The following is a 19,865-nucleotide window of genomic DNA, read 5'->3' on the forward strand; positions in this document are numbered from 1 at the left end:
ATCTAGTTATATCGAACACACCAAAATTCCGTGGGCATCAGATACCTAGTTACCTAAATTTGACGGTAAATTATCATTTAAATTGAATGGCTTGCCTGCGATGTTTTGCGATATATGCGCAAGGCGTTTTACACAAAGATCACTTTGCGAAGCATATTCAGCGCCACCAAAATCAAAAATATCGCGAAAACACGTTTTAACGGTTTGGGGTTCAATCGATGCGCCAAATTTGCCCCAATCGGTGCCGTTAATGTGGTCATACAGATCACCACAAAAAACGCAGCATAATTGACATATCCCAATGTGAATGGCGGCAATCCATTTTCAGGTGGCTGGCGCAGCAAAAATAACAAAACAGAGGGCAGCGCAATAATCACACCAAAACCAGATGCGGTTGCAACCGCGCGGTGAATGGGAATGCCGTGCAATGTCATCAAGGGCACGCCAAAACTGCCCCCGCCAATGCCCATCAGAACGGATAAAAACCCCACCACGGGGCTAAACACTGATCGCCACAATAGCCCAGGCATTTCATCACCCAAGCGCCATTTTGCATTGCCAAATGCCATATAAAGCCCGATGCAAATGCCCAAAATCCCAAACAGCATGACCAGTGTATCTGATCGTAACTTTGCCGCGATCAATACACCGATCAATGCACCGATCACGATGCCCGGTGCCCAATTGCGCAAAACCGACCATTCTACCGCACCCTTTTTATGATGGCTTGATAATGATCGCAGCGACGTGAAGATGATCGTGGCCAATGATGTCGCCAAACAGATCTGCATGATCTGGGGATTGTCATATCCCAACCCATTAAATGCGTAATAAAATGCAGGCACCAAAACGATGCCACCACCCACGCCCAGCAATCCCGCAAGCACCCCCGCAACCGCACCAATGGCCAGCAATAATGCCAAGACGGGTAGCAACGTTAACAAATCCATCTCACCACTTTCTGTTATGCGTCCAATGCCGCCGTTTGAATGTTTAAAACGCGGTCCAATGCGTCCTTGACCACCTGCGCATCCGCACCAGTTTTATGTGCGTTTTCAGACAGATGGCGTTTCCAATGGCGTGCTCCCGCTTGTCCTGCGAACAATCCCAACATATGGCGTGTGATCTGATGCAGCTTGCCACCATTTTCAATGTGATTGGTGATATAGGGGATCATTTCACCCACAATTTGGGGCGCAGTTTTGCCCAATGGATCATTGAAAATGACATCATCCGCACGCCCCAAAATCGCCAGTGGATTATGGTACGCCTCGCGCCCGATCATCGCGCCATCCAGCCCGCGATCAATATGCGATTTCGCCTCTGCCAAGGTTTTAAGCCCACCATTCAAAACGATTTCCAAATGGGGATTGTCCGCCTTTATCTGATGCACCAAATCGTAATTCAAGGGCGGAATATCGCGGTTTTCCTTGGGGCTTAACCCATCAAGCCAAGCCATGCGCGCATGAATAGCAAAGCTATTGATACCTGCCGCCGAAACACGGGCGATAAAATCGGGTAACACGTCTTCGGGGATTTGATCATCCACACCGATGCGGCATTTGACGGTAATCTTGGTGCCACCACTTGCGCCGATCATCGCATGCACACAATCGGCAACCAGATCGGGTTGTTTCATCAACACCGCACCAAACGCGCCCGATTGCACACGATCCGACGGGCAACCAACGTTTAAATTCACCTCGACGTATCCCGCATCAACACCCATTTTTGTTGCCTGCGCCAATTGATCTGGGTCTGATCCCCCGATTTGTAGCGCAACGGGCTGTTCCGCCGTATCAAACGCCAACAGACGTGGTGCATCGCCGTGGATCAACGCAGGTGCCGTGACCATTTCGGTATAAAGCAGTGCGTGGCGCGACATCAGGCGATGAAAATAACGACAGTGTCGATCCGTCCAATCCATCATCGGCGCCACAGACAGGCGCGCAGCGGGGTGTTGATTGCTGGATTTTGATATTTCGGTTGTCAACATTTTACCTATTTGGCGTGCTTGAAGTTCAATCTGAAATTTGCGCCACTTTATTCGCAATGATGCGTTTCATTAACACTCATTCGGGGGGCGATTCCACCGTGAATATTTTGCAAAAGTGATTATCAATCATTGCCCCATACAAGTTTAGCTTTCGTTTACCAATTCGCGCTAAACTAATTCAGATGGAAAGTATTGATAAAACCGCACAGGTATTTCACGCACTGTCACATCCGCGCCGCGTAATGATTTTGCGCTGTTTGATGGGGCGGAACAATGAACAGATTGCGGTTGGGGCGTTGCAGCGTGAAACGAAAATTCCAGCGGCGTCATTGACCCATCATTTGCAAATTATGGAACGATCGGGCGTTTTGGCGCAACGCACCAAGGGGCGGTTTACGTTCTATACGCTTGATTCGAAAATCTTGGCGCGGGTTTTGGGGCAGGTGCAAAACCTGATTGATATGGGCATCGGCACAGATCACATTGAACCGGCAGCGCGACATCAAGATACCCCAAAACCAAAGATACCAATGCCAATGGCGCCACCACCACCGACAAAACGGTTTTTGGGGTTGCGTGGTTAACGATTGCGGCCGCGTCGTTTGCCTTTGATGGCGCTGGCGCGGGTTGGCAGGGTTTCCTTTAACGCAATCCGCGCATCATCATCCATGCGTGACCAGCCCGCGATTTCATGTCGTGTGCGATAACAGCCCATGCAATAACCTGATGCTTCGTGAATAACGCAGAGTTTCACGCAGGGGCTTTCAACCTCGTCGCGTTTCCACACTTCACCCAGATCGTTTTCGCTCATGTGGCACGCAAATGTGCCAGACGATCCAGCACCCCTTGTAAAATATACCCTGCCGCCACGTGATCGATAATTTCGGCGCGTTTGGCGCGGGACATATCCGCCTCTAACATCGCGCGTTCTGCGGCGACGGATGACAGGCGTTCATCCCAAAACCCAATGGGCAAATCACAGCGTGCGGACAGGTTGCGGGCAAATGCACGGGTTTTTTGGCAACGCGGCCCTTCGGACCCGTCCATATTGCGCGGCAATCCCAAAATCAAACCGCCCGCATTGGTGGATTTGATAATCACATCCAATGCATCCGCATCCAGCCCGAATTTCTTGCGCTTGATCGTTTCGCGCGGTGTTGCCACCGACCACAATGTATCGGACACAGAAACGCCCAGCGTTTTATCCCCCAGATCAAGCCCCAACAGGGCGCGATGCGCAGGGATCGCGGTTGCAAATTCTTCGATTGAGTCAAATACGGCCATTCCCCTGACATAGTGGCAATTGTACAATTGCGAAACCCCAAAGACGACGGCGTTATGTCGGAAAATTCACAGTTTATGCCGCTGTGCAGAATTGCCAAAACGCCAGTGATTTGGCACAAGGGTGGCTGAATTCACGCCACAGGTTGATCACATGAAACGATATTCCGCATTTGCAATCGCACGCGAGGCCGCGCGTTATCACACGGGCTGGGAACGCGCATGGCGATCACCCGAACCAAAATCACATTATGATGTGATTATTATTGGCGCGGGTGGGCATGGTTTGGCCACGGCGTATTACCTTGGCAAAAACTATGGCATCACCAATGTTGCGGTGATTGAAAAAGGTTGGCTTGGCGGGGGCAATACGGGGCGCAACACCACGATTATTCGCTCGAATTATTTACAAGATCCATCCGCGGCGATTTATGAAAAAGCACGCTCATTATACGAAACCATGAGCCAAGATTTGAATTACAACGTGATGTTTAGCCCACGTGGCGTGATCATGTTGGCGCAAACCGAACATGAAATTCGCGGCTATCAACGCACCGCACATGCCAATGCGTTGCAAGGTGTGAAAACCGAATGGATTGGCCCCGAACGTGTAAAACAACTGGTGCCGATCATCGAATTATCTGGCCCGCGTTACCCTGTTTTGGGTGGCCTTTGGCAATCACGCGGGGGCACGGCGCGCCACGATGCGGTGGCATGGGGCTATGCGCGCGCATGTTCGGATATGGGCATGGATATTATCCAACAATGCGAGGTCACGGGCATTGATAAATCAGGTGGCAATGTCACGGGCATTCAAACCACCAAAGGTGCGATTAAATGCAACAAATTGGGCATGGTTGTTGCGGGTAATTCGGGGCATCTGGCCGATATGGCAGGGTTCCGTTTGCCGCTGGAATCTGTGGCATTACAAGCGCTCGTATCTGAACCGATCAAACCTTGCATGGATGTGGTGGTCATGGCCAACACGGTGCATGGTTACATGTCCCAATCGGACAAGGGTGAAATGGTGATCGGTGGTGGCACCGATGGGTTTAACAATTACACCCAGCGCGGATCGTTTCACCATCTGGAAGAAACCGTTCGTGCATTGATCGAAACATTTCCGATGATTTCACGCCTGAAAATGCTGCGCCATTGGGGCGGGATTGTGGATGTGACGGGGGATCGTTCCCCGATCATTGGTACAACACCCGTTGGCAATTGTTATATCAACTGTGGCTGGGGTACAGGCGGGTTCAAGGCAATCCCCGGATCAGGCTGGGCCATGGCAGAGGTGATCGCCACGGGCGAACCACAAGGGCTGGCTGCTGAATTTGGCCTCAACCGTTTTCAAGAAGGACGCTTTATCGACGAAAGCGTGGCCGCAGGGGTGGCGCATTGATGATAAATTTCGCCCCGTTCCAAACAAATAAAACAGGTGCAACATGCTAATCCTAACCTGCCCAAATTGCGGTATCGCCGCGGATGAAACCGAACTTCACGCCGATGGTCAGGCGCATATCACGCGCCATGGCGCAGGGGCATCTGATGATGATCTGGAAGAATATCTGTTCATGCGCAACAACCCAAAAGGTGTGCATTTTGAACGTTGGCGCCATGTTTATGGCTGTGGCAAATGGTTTCACGCCGCACGTTGCACCATGACGCTAGAGGTGTTTGGCACATACCCCGCGCAAACCTTGGAACCACCCAAAGATTTGGTTGCCAAGATCAAGAAAAAACGCCCCGATTGGGAAGGGTTTGTAAAATGAGCACACGCATTCAAACAGGTGGCCGCCATCTGGATCGTTCCAAACAGGTGCATTTTAATTGGGCTGGCAAACAGCTTACGGGATATGGCGGTGATACATTGGCATCGGCGCTGCTCGCCAATGGTGAATTGCTGGTCGGGCGTAGCTTTAAATACCACCGCGCACGTGGATTGATCGCATCAGGTGCAGAGGAACCAAATGCGCTGGTCGGTCTGGGAACGGGTGCAAAATTTGAACCCAACCAACGCGCCACCACGACCGAGCTGTTTGATGGGTTGGTCGCAAAACCCCAAAATGCATGGCCAAGCCTTGCGTTTGATGTGGGTGCGATCAACAAAATGATGTCGCGGTTTTTTCCTGCTGGATTTTATTACAAAACCTTCATCCATCCGCGATTTGCGTGGAAACATCTGTTTGAACCGATCATCCGCAAGGCGGCGGGGCTGGGTGCGGCACCTACCGAAAAAGATGTGGATCGATACGAATATTTCTACGCCCATGTTGATGTTTTAATCATCGGTGGCGGCATTGCGGGGCTGGCATCTGCATTGGCGGCGGGGCAGGCGGGTGCGTCTGTTTTGCTGGTGGAACAAACCGCGCATTTTGGTGGTCGCGCCGTGGTGGATGGCGTTGATATTGATGATGAACCCGCCGAAATCTGGGTTGAAGAAACCCTTGCAGCCTTGCGCGAAATGCCCAATGTCACCATCCGAAATCGCACGATGGGTGCGGGTGTTTACGATCATGGCTATGCAACCGTTTATGAACGGATCAATGATCATTTGCCCGAAATGATCACTGATCATGCGCCAAACATGGATGCACCGCGCCATCGTTTGTGGCGGGTGCGTGCGGGGCGTATTGTTACCGCAACAGGTGCGATTGAACGCCCGCTGTCATTTGCGGGAAATGATATTCCCGGTGTGATGTTGGCGGGGGCTGTGCGTGATTATCTGGTGAATTATGGCGCATCCGTTGGTGATCGTGTGGTGATTGCCACCAATAATGACGATGCCTATCGCAGCGCGATTGCGCTGGTCGAGGCGGGATTGGACGTGCCCGTGATTTTGGATGCACGCACAACAGCGGATGGCGAATTACCAACGCTAGCGCGCGAAATCGGCATTCGTGTGGAAACCGGCAAGGCGATTTCATCGGTGAAGGGCAACAAACACGTCACGGGCGTTGGCATCTGTTCGCAAGCGGGTGAGGGTGCAGAGCTAGAAGAAATCAAATGCGACGCGGTTGCCATGTCGGGTGGTTGGTCGCCCGTGGTGCATCTGTGGTCACATTGCGGTGGCAAGTTGAATTGGGACGCGGATCAATCCATGTTCCGCCCCGATCCAAACCGTCCACCGCTTGGCTATGATGGCGCTGGGTTTGTGCATGTTGCAGGCACGGCGAATGGGTATCTTGATGCGGCCGGCGTGATGGAAGATGCAATCAAAATCGGCAAACTGGCCGCCAAGGAAACAGGGCATAAACCCAAGGCAACCAAAGTGCCAAGCACCTTTAGCGCGCCTGAAAACCCGATTGAACCCATCTGGCAAATGCCCCAAGGCATGAGCCGCAAATTACAGATGAAAACCTTCCTTGATTATCAGAATGATGTGAAAGTGTCCGATGTACGCTTGGCCGCGCAAGAGGGTTATCAATCTGTGGAACACACCAAACGATACACGACACTTGGCATGGCAACGGATCAGGGAAAATTGTCCAATATCAACGGCTTGGCGATTTTGGCGGATAGTTTAAACGCCGAAATTCCCGCCGTGGGCACCACCACATTCCGCCCACCGTATCAGCCCATTTCAATGGGTGCGATTGCAGGGGATGCACGTGGCGAATTGTTCAAACCCATCCGCCAGAGCCCGATGCATCATTGGATCGATACCAATGGTGGATTCTGGGAACCCGTCGCCGATTGGCGCCGCCCGTATTGTTTCCAACAGAACGGCGAAAGCGTTGGTGATGCGGTCACACGCGAAATTCTGAACACGCGCCAAAATGTTGGCCTGTTGGATGCATCCACCCTTGGCAAAATCATTGTGAAGGGTCCCGATGCGGGTAAATTCTTGGACATGATGTACACAAATATGATGTCCACGCTCAAGGTCGGGCGCTGTCGTTATGGATTGATGTGCACCGAAAACGGATTTTTGTCTGATGACGGCGTGGTTGCACGCATTGATGATGAAACATTCCTGTGTCACACCACATCTGGCGGGTCTGATCGCATTCATGCCTGGATGGAAGAATGGCTTCAAACCGAATGGTGGGATTGGAACGTTTACACCGCCAATGTCACCGAACAATACGCACAAATCGCCGTTGTTGGCCCCAATGCGCGCAAAGTGTTGGAAAAAATTGGCGGTATGGATGTCAGCGCGGATGCATTGCCATTCATGGCGTTTAAGGATGGCGAGTTGGGTGGGATCAAGGCTCGCCCATACCGCATCTCTTTCTCTGGTGAATTGTCATACGAAATCGCCGTACCCGCATCACAGGGACAGGCATTTTGGGATATGTGCATGGAGGCGGGCGCCGAATTTGGCATTCAGCCATACGGCACCGAATGTTTGCACGTGATGCGTGCAGAAAAAGGGTTCATTATGATTGGCGATGAAACCGATGGCACGGTGATCCCACAGGATTTAGGGCTGTCATGGGCCGTATCCAAGAAAAAGGATGATTTCCTTGGCAAACGCGCCCAACAGCGCAGCCATATGGTTGATCCAAAACGCTGGCGTTTGGTCGGATTGAAATCGGTGGAGCCAAATGAAGTGATCCCCGATGGGGCCTATGCCATTGATGGCACGGTGCGCGACAATGGAGTGAAACATATGATCGGGCGTATCACATCCAGCTATTTTTCACCCACGTTGAACCATGCAATCGCGATGGGGCTGGTCGAAAACGGGCCAGAGCGCATGGGCGATATCATTGATTTCCCCACCACCGATGGGCGGGTGATAAAGGCGGAAATCTGTGATCCAGTTTTCCTTGATCCAGAAGGGACACGTCAAAATGTCTAATGCAGTAACGGCGCTGAATGGCGCGAAATATAGCGGCTTGATCGACATTGCCGATGCCGGGTTGATGGGCATGATTACCCTGCGCGGTGATCTGGCGTCCGCTGCAATGGCCAAAGTTGTGAAATCCATCACGGGTGCAAAAATGCCCAAACCACGCGGTGTTGAAATCGCGGGTAAGGGTTCGGTTGCATGGATGTCACCTGATGAATTGCTGATCATGATTGATTACGCCTATGCAGACAGCGCTGTGGCAAAGATTTCATCGGCACTGGCAGGTGAACATCATCTGGCGGTGAATGTATCCGATGCGCGCGCGGTGTTTGATCTGTCGGGCGATGAATTGCGCGACGTTTTGGCCAAAGGCAGCCCAAGCAATCTAAACCCCGATTCATTACCAATTGGTGAAATGCGCCGCACACGTTTGGGGCAATTGGCGGTGGCATTCTGGTTCACAGATGATTCATCTGCAAAACTGGTGTGTTTTCGTTCTGTGGGCGATCATGTCTTTAAATGGCTGTCAAATGCAGCAAAACCCGAAAGTTCGCCTAATTTCTATTCTGCTATGCGTTGAAGTGACGCTAGGTTATGCGCCTGATGCATAGCGGTTTTGAATATTTATCGGATGTAAACGGCGTCAAAGGCTTCTAAGTTTGTACCAAGCAGACAGAAAGGAGCCTTTGAAATGGCACAGTCTTTGACAAAAATCGATAGTTCAGATCTTGAATATATGGACATCTTTGCGATTGAACGCGCAGCGGCGGAAATGCGTGCTGACGCTGTTCGCAACGGTTTTGTTGCAATGAAAACATGGTTGAAAAGCTTTGACCTGTCTTTCTTGCCAACATCGCGCAACGCACATTAATCACGCGTTAAGCTGATTATTTGAAAGGGGCGCATCAACGCCCCTTTTTCTTTGGCTGCGAACAGGCTAAAGCGGGCGCATGACAGATATTTCATTGCCGATTGTGCGTATGCGCCCCAACAAATCGCCCCAGCGGGTGCGGTTTGGTTTCCCGTGGATTTATAATGACGAGCTGGTCTTGGATCGCCGTGCCAAAAACATCCCAGCGGGTGAATTGGTTTTGGTTCAGGATAATGATCGTCGCCCCGTTGCGATTTGTGCGTTTAACGCCAATTCCAAAATCACCGCGCGTGTTTTGGCGCTGGGCGATACGCTCACGCTCGATCAAGACTGGTTTGCGCAAAAAATGCGATACGCCGCCGCATATCGCGATCGGATGTTTGATAAACCGTTTTATCGCCTGTTCCATGCGGAATCTGACGGTATGCCCGGAGTGATTATTGATCGTTTTGGCGATGCATTCGTGGTGCAACCCAATGCGGCGTGGGCAGATATGCGCATGGATATGATTGCCGCTGCGTTGCGCGATGTGTTTGATGCCGCCGTGATCGTGAAAAACGCCACAGGGCGCGCGCGTGGATTAGAAGGGCTGAACGAAGATTCCGCTCTGTTACACGGCGCAATTGATGCACCTATCCCAACCCCGATGAACAACGCCACCTATATGGCCGATCTGTTGGGCGGGCAAAAAACCGGCTTGTTTTACGACCAACGCCCCAATCATGCATTTGCGGCAAACCTTGCCAAAGATTGCGATGTTTTGGATGTGTTTAGCCATGTTGGCGGGTTTTCATTGGCCGCCTTGGCCGCGGGTGCAAAATCCGCATTGGCGGTCGATGCATCCACGCCTGCGTTGGAATTGGCAACTGCGGGTGCGAATGCATCAGGGCATGGTGATCGATTTTCGACAGAGCGCGGCGATGCATTTGATGTGATGGACGGTTTGGCCAAGGATGGGCGCCAATTTGATGTGGTGGTTTGTGATCCCCCTGCATTTGCGCCTGCGAAACCGGCACTAGACAAAGGTTTGCGTGCCTATGAACGCGTTGCGCGGATGGGTGCAGCCTTGGTCAAACCGGGTGGTTTTTTGGTGCTGTGTTCCTGTTCACACGCGGCTGATTTGGCCAAATTTCGCACCGCCAGTTTGCGCGGCATGGGCAAATCAGGGCGCAGCGGTCAGATCATTCACACCGGCGGGGCAGGAGCCGATCATCCCGTTCATCCCCATCTGGCAGAAAGCAGCTATCTTAAATCCCTATTCCTGCGGTTAAACTGATGCGGATGGTGTTGGATGCTTGTGTTTTGTATCCAACGGTGATGCGCGAGGTGTTGTTGGGCGCGGCATCAGCGGGTTTATTCACCCCGCTCTGGTCGCGTCGTATCATTGGCGAATGGAATCGTGCAGCGGTGCGAAATGGGGATGACATCGGCGCATCTGCGGGTGTTGAAATCGCGCTGTTGGGTGCAAATTGGCCCGATGCCAGTGTGGCGATTGATGAAATTGCACCCGATGATATCTGGCTGCCTGATCCAAATGATGTGCATGTGTTACAAGCGGCCATTGCGGGTGGGGCAGATGCCATCATCACCGCCAATATCAAGGATTTTCCAACGCGGGTTTTATCAAACCACGGCATTTTGCGCCGTGATCCCGATGGGTTTTTGTTGGAACTGGCACAGGATCACCCAACGAAAATGGATGGGGTCGTGCGCGAAGTTTTGGCACGTGCCAATACAATTTCTGGCGAAGATCAGGATTTGCGCAAATTATTGAAACGCACGCGATTGCCACGGCTGGCCAAATATATGGCGGCGCGGATCAGCTAATCCCGTTTTCCCACGACGCTTCGTTTTTTTCGATGGCGGCGATACGCTCGGATGTTTTGGGATGGCTTGCCATCCAAGCCAAGGGTCGCCCACCCGCGCCCGTCAATTTATCCAACTTTAAAAACAGGCTTTTTTGTCCCGCCGTGCCAATGCCCGCCTTGGTGAGCAGGGCAGATGCATATTGATCCGCCTCATATTCATCACTGCGCGACAGGCGTGCGGCCAACAGAGCCGTGAGCATATTTGCGATATAAACACCGATCCCTGGTAAAAACCGCCCCAGCACCATGATAATCACCATGCGCAGCGCATTTTGCCCCGAAAAATCAATCATACGGCGGCGTGAATGGCCCAATGCCACATGGCCCAGTTCATGGGCGATCACACTGGCAAGCTCATCCGCGCTGACCTCGCCATCTTTGTATTTTTGGAAAAAACCACGGGTGATGAAAATACGCCCATCGGGGGCCGCCAGCCCATTGATCGGATCGATTTCATAGATATGCACCTTGATGCGATGCAGACCAATCGCATCGGCCATGCGTTTGGTCATATCGCTCAATTCTGGATCATCCAACAGCGTTGAATGTTCATCCAAATCGGCACGCAATCGGCGCGACGAAAAGAAATACATCAATAGACCATACAGCACGGCCAATAATATCGGTGTGAATTTTATCATGCTATGAATATGGGGTGGCGTGTGGTGCGGAGCAAGATGTTTGCGAACACTTGCGCGTTATGTGCGCACGGCCAACCAGCCCAAAATAATCGCAATCGCCAATCCGATCAGACCAAATGCAATGGCATGACCCGCGGCATATTGCAATTTATCCAAATTGTTCCCGCCGCGTTTGCCTGCACGAACCCAGCCAAGGATCACCCCGATGATGGCCGCAATGATTGCTGTGTACATTGAATTGATCCCTTTTGTTATTGCGCTGCTGTTTTGGACAAATCAGCGGCCAAGCGCAATAGGTTTGATGCATCCGTACGATTGCCAAATGCATATTGCCCCCATGCGTTCACCCCTGCGCGTGCATTACGTGCCGCCGCGAAATTACCCGTCGCATCGCCCAATGATGCGCGCAGCGCCAAAAGTTGCACCAACAGTGTTGCATTTTCATGGCGGCGTGCAGATGCAATTGCGGGTGTCAAAACCGCATCCGCCAGCGTATATTTTTGCGCAGATAATGCCAGTGATGCCATTTGCACGCTTGCATGTGCCGTGTGGATGTCATTCTGACCAAATGCGGATTTAAACAGATCATAGGTTTGCGCAAAACCTTGTGCTGCACCCGATTGTTGATGATCTGCCAGAATATCCGCACGCAGATATTGCGCAAATCCTTGGCGGGTGGGGCCATAACCGAATGAAACGCTGGCGTTGACCGCGCTGTTCGCGCTGCGCAAACGCCGCGCCAAATCATTGTTGGGGTTTTGCGCCGTGCGGATATCATTTGCCCATGATTGCGAAGTGGCAGGGCGTGGATTGCTCATCGCGCTGCGCCCACGTGGGTTAAGCGCCGCCAAGATATTTGGCAAACGCGCTGCAACCTGTGGCAAGGTCATGCCCGATTGCAATTCATCGCTATAAAGTGCGCGCAGCACCAACATATCAAACGGGGTTAGGATCAGATGGAAATCATCATCGTTAAACACCGAATCCGACAGGTGATATAAATCATTGAGCGGCCCCAATGCCTGTGCCAATTCTTCGTGCAGGCAATCGCGCATCACTTGTGGTGTGGCATCATCGGGGATCACGATTAACACTTGGTTACGCGTGGTTTGATTTTCCCAGCGCAAGGCCGGATCGGATCGGCGTTTGCGATATTGTGCGAAACTTTCAACATTGGGTGCGATGAAACACACCTTGTTTTCTACTCCGCGCATTTGATTGCCGTTGACGATATCAATGTTGATATTTGCACCCGTGGAAACGGCGGCAATATCTATGCCTGCTTCATTACGGATGCGCGCAATCAGATTCTGCAAATCTTGGCGCAAAACGCGTGGTGCACTGTTGACAAATCCAACCCGCACGGGCGTTTCGAACCGGGTAAAAACAGGCAAGCGTTGCCCGTTTTCCAAAGCAAATGACAGATCGATAATATCCGCTGCGATATCAACATTTGATCGCGCAACACCACGGGAATAATTTTGCGCAGCAAAGGATTGCATCCCTGCGGGTGTGCGCGGCGATGAAACGTTGGCACAGCCCGCCAAAGCCAAGGCCAATATGATGAAAAGCCGTGTCATAAATGAATATCGTATTTCAAAAACGGTGATAGATGCGCAACCTTGTCATAAAGGGCGCGCGCATTTGTATTATCCTTCGCGGTGAGCCAATAAACCTGTTTCAACTGATCCGATTTGGCCTGTTCCACAACCGCGTTAATCATGGTGCGCCCAACGCCCAAATTGCGCCCATCTGGATGCACATAAAGGTCATTCAGATAACAACGTTTTTCAATGTCCCAAAAGCTGTGATGATACAGATAATTCACCAAACCAACGGCGCGATCACCATCATATGCAAGCAGGGCAAACATGTCTGTTTCAGGGTTCAAAATCCGCGCCCAAGTGGTGTCAAAAACCACGTCATCACGCTTGGTTTTGTAAAACATCAAATAATCGCGCCAAAGCCGACGCCAATCTGATTCCACCTCTGGTTGTGCGGGCGTTAAGGTGACGGTCATTTCCTGTCCAATCCAAAGTTTAATTTGCATTTCAATTGTTTAGCATATGCAAATCAAATTTCACCAAATTCTGCAATCTTTCTGCTTCACATTAAAATGTAGAGGCGGATTCAGGGGTGACAATTCTAAAATTTTCCGTTACGTAGCGACCAATTGAAATGGGTTCTACCCATAATTGTGGGTGACAAGAATGAAAGTTAATGCAGTGTTAGATAAAAGCTATCAACCGACTGACGACGAAGAATTCATGAATGACCGTCAGGTCGAATATTTCCGCGAAAAGCTTATCCAGTGGAAGGCATCTTTGCTGTCTGATTCCAAAGAAACAATCGAAGGTATGCAAGAAGGCACACGCAATATTCCAGACGTGGCTGATCGTGCATCAGAAGAAACCGATCGCGCGCTTGAATTGCGCACCCGTGATCGCCAACGCAAATTGGTTGCGAAAATCGATTCAGCGCTGCGCCGTATCGAAGATGGATCATATGGTTATTGCGAAGCAACAGGCGAGCCGATTTCATTGAAACGCCTTGATGCACGCCCAATCGCGACACTCAGCCTTGAGGCGCAAGAGCGTCACGAGCGCAAAGAAAAAGTACACCGCGACGATTAATTTTCGCGCGATGTGAATATTTAAAACACCGACGTTCGCGCGTCGGTGTTTTTTTATGTCTGATCGTTACATTGCATCACACGCATTCGCCGCGCTATGATCTGGGTGACACACAAAATAACCATCGGAGTGCGCCATCATGTCGGGAATTGCAATGCTTGTGATTATCCTTGTTCCCGCCTGTATTTTTGCGCTAATTTTAAGCAGAAAACCCATTAAATCCGCACTGTCTCGTGTTCCTCTGAACGCCAAGGGATGGGTTATCTTTGGCGCTGGTGTTGTGATTTCTCTGGTGGCGCTTTTATGGTGGGCTTTTCTAAATTCGCTGGCTTGTGGTTATTCCCTGTCGGGGAATTGTTCTACAAATTGGTTCGTCGCAGGTGCGATTTTCAATTTCTGGGTGCCATTTTTGATCGGGATCGCAACATGTGGTGCTGCGTTTTACACAAGCAAGAAACCGTGATGATTTTCGCATCCTAAATGCTTGAAATTTAACAACCTTTGAGCCATCCAATCGAAACCGATCAAGCGGACATACCCTAAATATCCAACTCAACCCAGATCGGCACGTGATCGGATGGTTTTTCGCGTCCACGCGTGTCGCGATCAATTTGGCAATCGGTCATCAGATCGGCGCAAAAAGGTGACAGCAAAAAATGATCGATGCGGATGCCGTTGTTTTTCTGCCATGCGCCTGCTTGGTAATCCCAGAACGTGTAATTCATCGGGGCGGCGTCACGGGCGCGAAAGGCTTCGGTAAATCCAAGGTTAAGGATTTTGCGAAATGCGGCACGGCTTTGGGGTAAAAACAGCGCGTCATCAAGCCATGGTTTGGTGTCCCAGCAATCCTCTGGCTGTGGGATGATATTGTAATCACCCGCCATCAAAAACGGTTCCTCGCCCGCAAGCAGCTCTTGCGCGCGCGCATATAATCGTTCCATCCACGCCAATTTATAATCATATTTTGGCCCTGGGGTTGGATTGCCATTGGGCAGGTATAACCCACAAACACGCACGGCATTTTTATCGCCAATCACCGTCGCCTCGATATAGCGTGCCTGTTCATCGGTATCATCACCGGGCAGGCCGCGCATGATATCTTCGAGTGGGAATTTGGACAGAATCGCCACACCGTTAAAGCTTTTCTGGCCATGGGTTTCCACGCGATAGCCGAGGTTTTCAATTTCCTCGCGCGGGAAATTTTCGTCGATAGATTTGATTTCCTGCAACAGCGCCACATCGGGTGCGGATTCTTTCAGCCAGTGTAATAACGCGGGCAAGCGCGCCTTGATGCCATTGATGTTAAAGCTGGCGATTTTCATAAGCGGCCTCCGAACGGTTGTTCCCTTGGTATATCCAAGCTGGCGATTTGTGCAAGTTGCACATCGGCGTTCACGATCAATTAACCATGTTTGGGCAGATTGAATACAACGGAGGGTGTCATGGATAAATCGCGGGTGAAAATATTTGGCGAACGCAATACGGGCACGCGGGCGTTAAAACAAATGTTGCGCCGTGGGCGGCATGTGGCATTGGCCATGCCAAATGCACCTGCGCCGCCGTGCAATATGGCTTGGGTTGATCTGCAATCGAGCATTGATCAATATTATAGCTCTGAATGGCGGCGTTTATATCACGATGCGCTGCGCGATAATGCCCGCCATCGGTTTGCACCACTTCATATGTGGAAACACGCAGCCCCCGAATGGCATTCTGATTTCGCCGCACATAGTGTGCATGTGATTTTTTTGGTGCGCAACCCATATTCATGGGCGCTGTCCATGGCGCGAAAACCATATCATATGAAGGCACCGCGTGTGGGCAATTTTGAAACCTTTTTGGCGCGTCCTTGGTTGACCGAACGGCGGGACAATTGTGCAATTGTGCTACGATCTGTCATGCATTTGTGGAATGAAAAACTGGCCGCATATCGTGCATTTGAACAGGGGGCCTCCGGTTTGGGATGCGCAGTGCAATTTTTGAATTTTGAAAATTTTATCGCAAATCCTGCGCAATCGGCGTGTGATGTGCTGATAGGATTTGGGATTGCCACGGATGGTGTGCAAAACGTTGAACATTCCACCAAAGACGATGCGCAATCATTGCGGGATATTCAGGATTATTACGCAGATGAGCGTTGGCGCACACGTTTAACATCGGGGGCGGTTGCGTTGATCAATCAATTCATCGATTGGGATGTTGCGGGGGCGATGGGATACGCCCCGTTGAACCCTGTTGATTTCCCGTCAGAGCTGGAAAATTTCGAGCGGATTCAATTTGCCTATGACATGATGAATATGGATTTACGCAGCGAAGTGGATTTAGATCGAAAAGCTGGTGCCACAGCCACAGCTTGACGTGGCATTGGGGTTTTCGATTACAAACCGCGCACCGATCAATTCTTGGGTAAAATCAATCACGGCATTTTCCAAGAATGGCAGTGATACCTTGTCGATCAGAACCTTTTGCCCGTCTTGTTCCAAAACCAAATCATCCGCATCGGGTGCATCTTCCAATTTGATGTCATATTGGAAACCGGAACACCCACCGCCCTCAACGGCGATACGCAATGCGCGTGCGCTGCCTTCTGCGTTGATTTCGGCCAATCGTTCAAAGGCGCGATTGGTGACTTTGGGTGGTAAGGATAACTGCATCTTTCAGCTTCTTTCAAACTGCGTTAACAACGTCAATATAGGCGGGGCGCGTCCCCATCACAAGCAAAAGGCGATCACAAATGCGCAAGCCATACAGATGCAAACCATCACAAAGCCGTGGTCGCCTTGTGGATGAAGGGTCCAGCGCACATCGATCCCCGTTTCAGCGTGATCGCGATCGCATCATCCATTCCACCGCTTTTCGCCGCCTGAAACACAAAACCCAAGTTTTCGTCGCCCATGAAGGCGATCATTTTCGCACCCGTTTGACCCACACGATAGAGGTGGCGCAAGTGGCGCGTACCATGGCCAAGGCTTTAGGATTAAACATCGAATTATCCGAGGCTGTCGCCTTGGCACATGATTTGGGCCACACCCCGTTTGGGCATGTGGGCGAGGATGCGCTGTCGGCGAAAATGGCACCATATGGCGGGTTTGATCACAATGCGCAGGCGTTGAAAATCGTAACATCGCTTGAACGTAACTACGCCGAATTTGATGGGCTAAATTTAACGTGGGAGGCATTGGAGGGCATCGCCAAACACAACGGCCCTGTTGTGGGTGATCTGCCCTATGCGCTGGCTGCGTATAATGCCCGTCATGATTTGGAATTACACACCCACGCCAGCGCCGAGGCACAGATTGCAGCACTGTCAGATGATATTGCCTATAACAATCACGATCTGGATGATGGGCTGCGAGCGGGTCTGTTTGAAATTGCGGATATCCATCATTTGCCGATTGTGGGTGATTGTTTTGATGCGGTGGATCACAAATATCCCAATATCGATCAGAACCGGCGCCACCACGAGGCATTGCGCCGTGTCTTTGGCATTATGGTCGAGGATGTATTGTCCGAATCCTCCAAACGGCTGGATGCGCTTGGGGCGACATCTGCTGGCGAGATTCGCGCAGCGGGTGCACCCGTTATTCAGTTTTCAAAATCGCTTTGGTCGGATTTACAGATCATTCGCAAGTTCTTGTTTGAAAATATGTATCGCTCTAGCCGCGTGAATGTGATGCGCGAAACATCTGTTGTGGTGGTGAACGGATTGTTCGATGCATTTATGAATGATGCGGCATTGATGCCCAGCGAATGGGCAAAGGGGGGCGATGAAACCACCCATGCCCGCCAAGTCGCCGATTACATCGCAGGCATGACCGATGGTTATGCACAGCGCCGATTTGATGAAATCACCCCGTGATACGTTTGCAAATTGCAACACTTGTCAGATTATGCGATAGGGGCGCAAACGCGTTGAACCGCGCCAAATCCATGATAAAACCGCACCGACAGAACCCATAGGAAATGTGATGAATCTTTTTGCCGATATTAAAGCCCTTGTTCTGGACAGTTTGGCACAAATGCAGGCCGCTGGCACTTTGCCCGCCGATCTTGATTTTGCCAATGTCACGGTGGAACCACCGCGTGATGCGCTGCATGGTGATATGGCGACAAATGCGGCGATGGTTCTGGCGAAAATCGCCAAGAAAAACCCACGCGAAATTGCCGATGCATTGGCCGAAATTTTACGCCGCGATGATCGCGTGCAATCGGCGGATGTGGCGGGCCCCGGGTTTTTGAACCTGCGTCTTGAAAACACTGTTTGGGCATCTGTGATCCCAGCAGCATTGGCGGCGGGTGCGGATTTTGGGCGTTCCAAAATGGGTGCAAATAAACGTGTGAATGTGGAATATGTTTCCGCCAATCCAACGGGCCCATTGCATGTGGGGCACACGCGTGGTGCGGTGTTTGGCGATGCGCTTGCCAGCTTGCTTGATTTTGCGGGTTACGATGTGACGCGCGAATATTACATCAATGATGGTGGTGCTCAGGTCGATGTTTTGGCGCGTTCGGTTTATTTGCGCTATCTTGAGGCAAACGGCCAAGAGGTGAGCTTTGCCGATGGGACATACCCCGGTGATTACCTGATCGCCGTTGGCGAAGCGGTGAAAGAAAAATACGGCGATACTTTGGTGGGGCAACCTGAATCAGAATGGCTCGCTGAATTGCGCCAGTTTTCCACGGATGCAATGATGGATATGATCCGCGAAGATCTGGCGCAATTGGGCGTGAAGATGGATCATTTCTATTCTGAAAAATCGCTTTATGGCACAGGTCGGATCGAGGCTGCGATCAAGGCATTGGATGACAAAGGTTTGATTTACGAAGGCACGCTTGACCCACCCAAAGGCAAATTGCCAGAGGATTGGGAAGCACGCGAACAAACCCTGTTTAAATCCACCGCACACGGTGATGACGTTGATCGCCCCGTGAAAAAATCCGACGGAAGCTGGACATATTTCGCACCTGATATTGCCTATCACTATGATAAGGTTGAACGTGGCTTTGATCTGTTGATCGATGTGTTTGGCGCGGATCACGGTGGTTATGTCAAACGGATGAAAGCGGCGGTATCGGCATTGTCCGATGGGGCCGTTCCGCTTGATATCAAGCTGACGCAATTGGTGAAGCTGTTTAAAAACGGCGAACCGTTCAAAATGTCAAAACGGGCAGGCACGTTTATTACCCTTCGCGATTTGGTCGATCAGGTTGGCCCTGATGTGACGCGTTTTGTGATGCTGACACGTAAAAACGATGCGCCACTTGATTTTGATTTTGACAAGGTAATGGAACAATCCAAAGACAACCCTGTGTTTTATGTTCAATACGCCCATGCGCGGATCAACTCCGTTTATGGCAAGGCACGCGATGCGGGCATTGATCTGGACAGCGCGATCAAAGGTGCGGACATTTCCACACTGACCCATACATCCGAATTGGCAGTGATGAAAAAGGTCGGCGAATGGCCGCGTCTGTTGGAATTGGCGGCAAAACATAACGAACCACATCGCGTTGCGTTTTATTTATATGAGCTGGCATCCGATTTTCATTCGCTTTGGAATGCGGGCAAAGATGTGCATGAATTGCGCTTTTTGCAGGACGATAACGCCGATGCAACCGCATCCAAGCTGGCATTGATTAGCAGCGTAAAGGTCACACTTGCCGCTGGATTGCAAATTTTAGGGGTGACACCGATTGACGAAATGCGTTGATCGGCGCTAACAATTAAGAATAAATAGACGCGTTTGTGCAAAATGAACGCGTTACAGGCAGATTAA

Annotated in this window: 23 protein-coding genes; 13 read left to right on the top strand and 10 right to left on the bottom strand. The window is 51.0% G+C overall.

The genetic code is table 11. The features are described from left to right. Positions 1-128 precede the first annotated feature (128 nt). Together BFP76_RS07600 and dusA are read right to left on the bottom strand one after the other, a co-directional pair. Positions 129-950, bottom strand: coding sequence for a sulfite exporter TauE/SafE family protein (locus BFP76_RS07600; RefSeq protein WP_099592572.1), 822 nt, complete (start codon positions 948-950; stop codon positions 129-131). A 14-nt stretch (positions 951-964) separates the two neighbouring features. After that, positions 965-1,996 carry a tRNA dihydrouridine(20/20a) synthase DusA gene (gene dusA, locus BFP76_RS07605; RefSeq protein ID WP_099592574.1) on the bottom strand — a complete coding sequence of 344 codons (1,032 nt, stop codon included), beginning with the start codon at positions 1,994-1,996 and terminating at the stop codon, positions 965-967. 182 nt (positions 1,997-2,178) lie between these two features. Between dusA and BFP76_RS07610 the strand changes: the two genes are divergently transcribed. Further along, positions 2,179-2,580 (top strand): ArsR/SmtB family transcription factor, encoded by a 402-nt coding sequence (locus tag BFP76_RS07610; RefSeq protein WP_099592575.1) that lies wholly within the window; start codon positions 2,179-2,181, stop codon positions 2,578-2,580. Here the strand turns inward: BFP76_RS07610 and BFP76_RS07615 are convergent. Next, positions 2,577-2,807 carry a DUF1289 domain-containing protein gene (locus BFP76_RS07615; RefSeq protein ID WP_099592577.1) on the bottom strand — a complete coding sequence of 77 codons (231 nt, stop codon included), beginning with the start codon at positions 2,805-2,807 and terminating at the stop codon, positions 2,577-2,579. The two genes, BFP76_RS07610 and BFP76_RS07615, sit on opposite strands and share 4 nt — an antisense overlap. Further along, positions 2,804-3,280 carry a Holliday junction resolvase RuvX gene (gene ruvX / locus BFP76_RS07620; protein WP_099592578.1) on the bottom strand — a complete coding sequence of 159 codons (477 nt, stop codon included), beginning with the start codon at positions 3,278-3,280 and terminating at the stop codon, positions 2,804-2,806. The genes BFP76_RS07615 and ruvX overlap by 4 nt, the downstream gene beginning before the upstream one ends. A 151-nt stretch (positions 3,281-3,431) precedes the next feature. Between ruvX and BFP76_RS07625 the strand changes: the two genes are divergently transcribed. The 7 genes from BFP76_RS07625 (at position 3,432) to BFP76_RS07655 (ending at position 10,773) form a co-directional block, all read left to right on the top strand. Beyond that, a complete protein-coding gene (locus BFP76_RS07625; RefSeq protein ID WP_099593988.1) occupies positions 3,432-4,679 on the top strand; it encodes a sarcosine oxidase subunit beta family protein in 1,248 nt (415 codons plus the stop codon). 43 nt (positions 4,680-4,722) lie between these two features. Then, positions 4,723-5,049, top strand: coding sequence for a sarcosine oxidase subunit delta (locus BFP76_RS07630; protein ID WP_099592579.1), 327 nt, complete (start codon positions 4,723-4,725; stop codon positions 5,047-5,049). Next, positions 5,046-8,084, top strand: coding sequence for a sarcosine oxidase subunit alpha family protein (locus BFP76_RS07635; RefSeq protein ID WP_099592581.1), 3,039 nt, complete (start codon positions 5,046-5,048; stop codon positions 8,082-8,084). The genes BFP76_RS07630 and BFP76_RS07635 overlap by 4 nt, the downstream gene beginning before the upstream one ends. After that, the gene (locus BFP76_RS07640; protein ID WP_099592582.1) at positions 8,077-8,655 is read left to right on the top strand and encodes a sarcosine oxidase subunit gamma; all 579 of its coding nucleotides are present in this window, start codon (positions 8,077-8,079) and stop codon (positions 8,653-8,655) included. Before BFP76_RS07635 ends, BFP76_RS07640 begins: the two co-directional genes overlap by 8 nt. A 111-nt stretch (positions 8,656-8,766) precedes the next feature. Next, complete coding sequence (locus BFP76_RS07645; RefSeq protein ID WP_099592583.1) at positions 8,767-8,946, top strand: RSP_7527 family protein; 180 nt, start codon at positions 8,767-8,769, stop codon at positions 8,944-8,946. Positions 8,947-9,025: 79 nt separating this feature from the next. Next, positions 9,026-10,222: an RSP_2647 family RNA methyltransferase gene (locus BFP76_RS07650; RefSeq protein ID WP_099592585.1), complete on the top strand. Its 1,197-nt coding sequence runs from the start codon at positions 9,026-9,028 to the stop codon at positions 10,220-10,222. Then, positions 10,222-10,773 (top strand): RSP_2648 family PIN domain-containing protein, encoded by a 552-nt coding sequence (locus BFP76_RS07655; protein WP_099592586.1) that lies wholly within the window; start codon positions 10,222-10,224, stop codon positions 10,771-10,773. Before BFP76_RS07650 ends, BFP76_RS07655 begins: the two co-directional genes overlap by 1 nt. Here BFP76_RS07655 and BFP76_RS07660 read toward each other — a convergent pair. From BFP76_RS07660 to BFP76_RS07670, 4 genes are read right to left on the bottom strand one after another with little or no spacing between them, the layout of a single operon-like run. Continuing rightward, positions 10,766-11,455 (bottom strand): M48 family metallopeptidase, encoded by a 690-nt coding sequence (locus BFP76_RS07660; protein WP_099592588.1) that lies wholly within the window; start codon positions 11,453-11,455, stop codon positions 10,766-10,768. The genes BFP76_RS07655 and BFP76_RS07660 overlap by 8 nt on opposite strands. A 57-nt stretch (positions 11,456-11,512) precedes the next feature. Further along, the gene (locus BFP76_RS14655) at positions 11,513-11,689 is read right to left on the bottom strand and encodes a hypothetical protein (RefSeq protein WP_165775682.1); all 177 of its coding nucleotides are present in this window, start codon (positions 11,687-11,689) and stop codon (positions 11,513-11,515) included. A 17-nt stretch (positions 11,690-11,706) separates the two neighbouring features. Beyond that, positions 11,707-13,035, bottom strand: coding sequence for a DUF2927 domain-containing protein (locus BFP76_RS07665; protein WP_099592590.1), 1,329 nt, complete (start codon positions 13,033-13,035; stop codon positions 11,707-11,709). Next, a complete protein-coding gene (locus BFP76_RS07670; protein WP_240514004.1) occupies positions 13,032-13,505 on the bottom strand; it encodes a GNAT family N-acetyltransferase in 474 nt (157 codons plus the stop codon). The genes BFP76_RS07665 and BFP76_RS07670 overlap by 4 nt, the downstream gene beginning before the upstream one ends. Before the next feature lie 160 nt (positions 13,506-13,665). On the opposite strand from BFP76_RS07670, the gene dksA reads away from it, so the two are divergent. Next, positions 13,666-14,088, top strand: a complete 423-nt coding sequence (gene dksA, locus BFP76_RS07675; protein WP_099592592.1) for an RNA polymerase-binding protein DksA — start codon at positions 13,666-13,668, stop codon at positions 14,086-14,088. Between the two features lie 139 nt (positions 14,089-14,227). Beyond that, positions 14,228-14,551 (top strand): hypothetical protein, encoded by a 324-nt coding sequence (locus tag BFP76_RS07680; RefSeq protein WP_133117407.1) that lies wholly within the window; start codon positions 14,228-14,230, stop codon positions 14,549-14,551. Between the two features lie 76 nt (positions 14,552-14,627). Here BFP76_RS07680 and xth read toward each other — a convergent pair whose 3' ends face one another. Continuing rightward, the gene (xth, locus tag BFP76_RS07685) at positions 14,628-15,410 is read right to left on the bottom strand and encodes an exodeoxyribonuclease III (RefSeq protein WP_099592595.1); all 783 of its coding nucleotides are present in this window, start codon (positions 15,408-15,410) and stop codon (positions 14,628-14,630) included. A 120-nt stretch (positions 15,411-15,530) separates the two neighbouring features. Between xth and BFP76_RS07690 the strand changes: the two genes are divergently transcribed. After that, positions 15,531-16,445: a hypothetical protein gene (locus tag BFP76_RS07690; protein ID WP_099592596.1), complete on the top strand. Its 915-nt coding sequence runs from the start codon at positions 15,531-15,533 to the stop codon at positions 16,443-16,445. Here BFP76_RS07690 and BFP76_RS07695 read toward each other — a convergent pair. Continuing rightward, on the bottom strand, positions 16,410-16,742 hold the full coding sequence (locus tag BFP76_RS07695; protein ID WP_099592598.1) for a HesB/IscA family protein: 333 nt from the start codon (positions 16,740-16,742) through the stop codon (positions 16,410-16,412). The two genes, BFP76_RS07690 and BFP76_RS07695, sit on opposite strands and share 36 nt — an antisense overlap. Positions 16,743-16,822: 80 nt before the next feature. Between BFP76_RS07695 and BFP76_RS07700 the strand changes: the two genes are divergently transcribed. Then, the gene (locus BFP76_RS07700; RefSeq protein WP_099592599.1) at positions 16,823-17,947 is read left to right on the top strand and encodes a deoxyguanosinetriphosphate triphosphohydrolase; all 1,125 of its coding nucleotides are present in this window, start codon (positions 16,823-16,825) and stop codon (positions 17,945-17,947) included. A gap of 109 nt (positions 17,948-18,056) precedes the next feature. After that, positions 18,057-19,799: an arginine--tRNA ligase gene (gene argS, locus BFP76_RS07705; RefSeq protein WP_099592600.1), complete on the top strand. Its 1,743-nt coding sequence runs from the start codon at positions 18,057-18,059 to the stop codon at positions 19,797-19,799. Positions 19,800-19,865: the final 66 nt, after the last annotated feature.

It is taken from the genome of Paramylibacter kogurei, from assembly GCF_002742285.1.
Classification (GTDB): Bacteria; Pseudomonadota; Alphaproteobacteria; order Rhodobacterales; family Rhodobacteraceae; genus Amylibacter; species Amylibacter kogurei.

Coding starts and splice junctions, on each gene's coding strand:
- BFP76_RS07600 (WP_099592572.1), bottom strand. CDS start 950: ATGGATTTGTTAACGTTGCTACCCGTCTTGGCATTATTGCTGGCCATT.
- dusA (WP_099592574.1), bottom strand. CDS start 1,996: ATGTTGACAACCGAAATATCAAAATCCAGCAATCAACACCCCGCTGCG.
- BFP76_RS07610 (WP_099592575.1), top strand. CDS start 2,179: ATGGAAAGTATTGATAAAACCGCACAGGTATTTCACGCACTGTCACAT.
- BFP76_RS07615 (WP_099592577.1), bottom strand. CDS start 2,807: ATGAGCGAAAACGATCTGGGTGAAGTGTGGAAACGCGACGAGGTTGAA.
- ruvX (WP_099592578.1), bottom strand. CDS start 3,280: ATGGCCGTATTTGACTCAATCGAAGAATTTGCAACCGCGATCCCTGCG.
- BFP76_RS07625 (WP_099593988.1), top strand. CDS start 3,432: ATGAAACGATATTCCGCATTTGCAATCGCACGCGAGGCCGCGCGTTAT.
- BFP76_RS07630 (WP_099592579.1), top strand. CDS start 4,723: ATGCTAATCCTAACCTGCCCAAATTGCGGTATCGCCGCGGATGAAACC.
- BFP76_RS07635 (WP_099592581.1), top strand. CDS start 5,046: ATGAGCACACGCATTCAAACAGGTGGCCGCCATCTGGATCGTTCCAAA.
- BFP76_RS07640 (WP_099592582.1), top strand. CDS start 8,077: ATGTCTAATGCAGTAACGGCGCTGAATGGCGCGAAATATAGCGGCTTG.
- BFP76_RS07645 (WP_099592583.1), top strand. CDS start 8,767: ATGGCACAGTCTTTGACAAAAATCGATAGTTCAGATCTTGAATATATG.
- BFP76_RS07650 (WP_099592585.1), top strand. CDS start 9,026: ATGACAGATATTTCATTGCCGATTGTGCGTATGCGCCCCAACAAATCG.
- BFP76_RS07655 (WP_099592586.1), top strand. CDS start 10,222: ATGCGGATGGTGTTGGATGCTTGTGTTTTGTATCCAACGGTGATGCGC.
- BFP76_RS07660 (WP_099592588.1), bottom strand. CDS start 11,455: ATGATAAAATTCACACCGATATTATTGGCCGTGCTGTATGGTCTATTG.
- BFP76_RS14655 (WP_165775682.1), bottom strand. CDS start 11,689: ATGTACACAGCAATCATTGCGGCCATCATCGGGGTGATCCTTGGCTGG.
- BFP76_RS07665 (WP_099592590.1), bottom strand. CDS start 13,035: ATGACACGGCTTTTCATCATATTGGCCTTGGCTTTGGCGGGCTGTGCC.
- BFP76_RS07670 (WP_240514004.1), bottom strand. CDS start 13,505: ATGCAAATTAAACTTTGGATTGGACAGGAAATGACCGTCACCTTAACG.
- dksA (WP_099592592.1), top strand. CDS start 13,666: ATGAAAGTTAATGCAGTGTTAGATAAAAGCTATCAACCGACTGACGAC.
- BFP76_RS07680 (WP_133117407.1), top strand. CDS start 14,228: ATGTCGGGAATTGCAATGCTTGTGATTATCCTTGTTCCCGCCTGTATT.
- xth (WP_099592595.1), bottom strand. CDS start 15,410: ATGAAAATCGCCAGCTTTAACATCAATGGCATCAAGGCGCGCTTGCCC.
- BFP76_RS07690 (WP_099592596.1), top strand. CDS start 15,531: ATGGATAAATCGCGGGTGAAAATATTTGGCGAACGCAATACGGGCACG.
- BFP76_RS07695 (WP_099592598.1), bottom strand. CDS start 16,742: ATGCAGTTATCCTTACCACCCAAAGTCACCAATCGCGCCTTTGAACGA.
- BFP76_RS07700 (WP_099592599.1), top strand. CDS start 16,823: ATGCGCAAGCCATACAGATGCAAACCATCACAAAGCCGTGGTCGCCTT.
- argS (WP_099592600.1), top strand. CDS start 18,057: ATGAATCTTTTTGCCGATATTAAAGCCCTTGTTCTGGACAGTTTGGCA.